The 3,648-nt window shown below is 67.5% G+C and carries 2 protein-coding genes; both read left to right on the top strand.

The window, feature by feature from the left end; translation table 11 throughout:
• Nucleotides 1-244: 244 nt before the first annotated feature.
• Nucleotides 245-2,695, top strand: coding sequence for a TonB-dependent receptor (locus DBR34_RS10000; RefSeq protein ID WP_128096678.1), 2,451 nt, complete (start codon nt 245-247; stop codon nt 2,693-2,695).
• 129 nt (nt 2,696-2,824) lie between these two features.
• Nucleotides 2,825-3,583: a trehalose-phosphatase gene (gene otsB / locus DBR34_RS10005; protein WP_128096679.1), complete on the top strand. Its 759-nt coding sequence runs from the start codon at nt 2,825-2,827 to the stop codon at nt 3,581-3,583.
• Nucleotides 3,584-3,648 lie beyond the last annotated feature (65 nt).

Below are 3,648 nucleotides of genomic sequence, written 5' to 3' on the forward strand. Positions count from 1 at the left end.
CTTCATCGACATCACTCCAGGAAAGCAGACGTGCAGAGGGGGACAAGCGTGCGGGACATCCGGTTCCCAGGCAGATCACCAGCGGTTATCAGCTGATGCCGGCTCGCGATGGGACTTGCATCACATGAGCCATCACGCCAAGATAATATATCGCTTCATCCGGATGGATTGGTAGTGCCGGTCATTTTTCGGCACCGCCAGCACCTTCCCCTCCCCTCCCCCTCGTCGTCCCGCTGGAGTCCGCATGTCCCGTCCGTCCGCGTCGCGCCTTGGCCTTGCCATTGCGCTCGTCCTCTCTTCCCCCCTGCTCGCCCAGGATGCAACTGCGCAGGACGCGCCCGGCTCGGCCACCACCCTGGACACCGTGATCGTCACCGGCACCCGTGCAGTGGACCGCACCGTGCTCGAATCCACCTCGCCGGTAGACGTGCTGACCGCCGAAGACATCCGCAAGGCCGGCGTGGTCAACGGCGAGCTGGGCAGCGCGCTGCAGGCGCTGCTGCCGTCGTTCAACTTCCCGCGCCAGTCCAATTCCGGCGGCGCCGACCACATCCGCGCCGCGCAGCTGCGTGGCCTGTCCCCGGACCAGGTACTGGTGCTGGTGAACGGCAAGCGCCGCCACAGCAGCGCGCTGGTCAACACCGATAGCAAGATCGGCAAGGGCACCACGCCGGTGGACTTCAACGCCATCCCGATCAGCGCGATCAAGCGCATCGAAGTGCTGCGCGACGGCGCCGGCGCGCTGTACGGCTCCGACGCGGTGGCCGGGGTCATCAACGTGATCCTCGACGACGCGCCGGAAGGCGGCGCGTTCGAGGCCAGCTTCGGCGCCAACCACACCGACCTCAAGCCGATCGACCGCACCATCACCGACGGCCAGACCAGCTACGCCAGCGCCAAGGTCGGCACCCGGCTGGGCGATGAGGGCGGCTTCCTGCGCGTGGGCCTGGAGCTGAAGAACCACGAAGGCACCAACCGCGCCGGCTTCGACCAGATCCCGCCGTGGGACCAGAGCGACACCAACCTTGCCCTGCAGGGCAAGCGCAACTACGTGCTGGGCGACGGCAAGACCAAGGATCTGAACGCGTGGATCAACAGCGAACTGCCGTTCGGTGAGACCTCCAAGTTCTACTTCTTCAGCACCTTCAACCAGCGCGACAGCGAAGGCGCCAACTACTTCCGCTACCCCGACAGCGACGCCAACTGGGCGCAGGTGTACCCGAACGGCTACCGGCCGATTTCCGAAGGTGAAAACCGCGACGTGCAGGCCGTGGCCGGTGCGAAGGGCCAATGGGGCGAGTGGAACTACGACGCCAGCCTGGACTATGGCACCAACAGCTTCACCTACCGCCTGCGCAACTCGCTCAATGCCTCGCTGGGCCCGACCAGCCCGACCCGCTTCAAGACCGGCGATTACCGCAACGAACTGACCGTGGCCAACCTCGACCTGGGCCGGGTGTTCAGCCAGGGCGAGAACATCACCCACAGCCTTGGCCTGGGCGTGGAAGCGCGGCGCGACCACTACCAGACCCGCCCGGGCGACCCGAGCAGCTATGCCGCCGGCCCGTTCACCGACCGCCCGACCGGCTCGCAGGCCGGCGGCGGCCTGACCCCGCAGGACGCCACCACGCTGTCGCGCGATGTGGCCAGCGCCTACGTCAGCCTGTCCAGCCAGTTCGGCGAGCACTTCTCCAGCGACCTGGCCGCGCGTTACGAGCACAGCGACGACTTCGGCGGCGAGCTCACCGGCAAGCTGGGCCTGCGCTATGAGTTCGCCCCGGCGTTCGCGCTGCGCGGTGCGATCTCCAACAACTTCCGCGCCCCGTCGCTGGCACAGATCGGCTACGAGTCCACCTCCACCGGCTACAACGCGGCTGGGCAGCTGGTGCAGGGCCGGGTGCTGTCGGTGAACAACCCGATCGCGCGCGGCCTGGGCGCCACCGACCTGAAGCCGGAGAAGTCGGTCAACACCAGCCTGGGCTTTACCAGCCGCATCGGTGACCACTTCGATGTCTCGCTGGACTTCTTCCAGATCGACATCGACGACCGCATCGCGCTGTCGGAAAGCATCACCGGCGATGCGCTCACCGACTACGTGCAGCAGCAGTTCGGCGTGGCCGGCCTGCAGAGCGCCAGCTTCTTCGTCAACGCCGCCGACACCCGCACCCGCGGTGCCGAGCTGGTGAGCAACTGGCGGCAGTCGCTGGGCAACGGTGAGCTGGTGCTGACCGGCACCTATGCGTACACCAAGACCACGCTGAAGAACGTGCTGGCTACACCGTCCAGCCTGCTCGCGCTGGACCCGGATTACGTGTTGTTCGGCGTGGAGGAAACCAACACCCTCACCGACGCCACCCCGCGCACCCGCGGCTCGGTGGCGGCCAGCTGGAGCAACGACCGCTGGTCGCTGAGCAGCCGGGTGAATCGCTACGGCAGCGTCACCCGCGTGTTCAACTTCGGCGACGGCTTCATCCCGCGCCAGACCTACGGCGCCGAGTGGCAGCTGGATGCCGAAGTGGAGTTCAAGATCACGCCGCAGTGGAGCGTGGCGGTGGGCGGGCAGAACCTCACCGACAACTACTCGGACCTGTCCAACGACGACATCTACTACTACGGCAACCTGCCGTATGACGTGTTGTCGCCGGTGGGCAGCAATGGGGCGTATTACTACGGGCGGGTGCGGTATACATTCTGACGGGTGCAGCCGACCAACGGTCGGCTCTACCGGGTCGTGTAGCCGACCAACGGTCGGCTCTACCGGCCAGGGGCGCGCGGCGTGATGCCATGACCTGGCAATCACACCCACGCTGGCATGTTGTCCCGCATGGCCAACGACCTCCCCCCACGTCCGCCGCCGCCGTTGCTGGACGATGCCTGCGCGTTGTTCCTCGACGTGGATGGCACCCTGATTGAATTCGAACGCGACCCCGAAGCGGTCACGCTGCTGCCGGAAGTGCGCAATGCCATCGGGCGCATCAGTGATCGCCTGGAAGGCGCGGTTGCGCTGATCAGCGGTCGCCCGCTCAACCAGCTCGACGACCTGTTCGCCCCACTGCACCTGCCCGCTGCCGGCCTGCATGGCCACGAGCTGCGCAGCGCCGACGGCCGCCTCGACAGTCCCGCCGGCACCACCGACACCAGCGAATGGCTGCACGCCGTGCACCAGCAGGCCATGCGTTTCGCGCACGGCCATCCCGGCGTGCTGGTCGAAGACAAGGGCCGCAGCCTGGCCCTGCACTGGCGCGGTGCGCCGCATGCCGCCAGCGACGTGCGTGCGTTCGCCGAGCGGCATATCCGCGGCAATGCCGCGTACCGCCTGCAGCCGGGCGACCACGTCGTGGAGTTTGTGCCGGAAGGCAGCGACAAGGGGCGCGCCCTGCAGCAGCTGATGCAGCACCCCCCGTTCCGTGGCCGCCTGCCGGTATTCCTGGGCGACGACCTCACCGACGAATTCGGCTTCGATGCGGCCAACGCGCAGCATGGCTGGAGCGTCCTGGTGGGCGCTCGCAGTCCCAGCGCGGCCGTGTTCGCGCTGCCGCACATCCGCAGCGTGCACGCCTGGCTGCAGGAAAACGCCTACTGACCCCTTCCCGCCCGCGCCACATCGCGCGTGGGCGCCCCACCCAACGTGCCGCTGGCCTTGCGTGC

It is taken from the genome of Stenotrophomonas sp. HMWF003, assembly GCF_003061285.1.
Classification (GTDB): domain Bacteria; phylum Pseudomonadota; class Gammaproteobacteria; order Xanthomonadales; family Xanthomonadaceae; genus Stenotrophomonas; species Stenotrophomonas maltophilia_AP.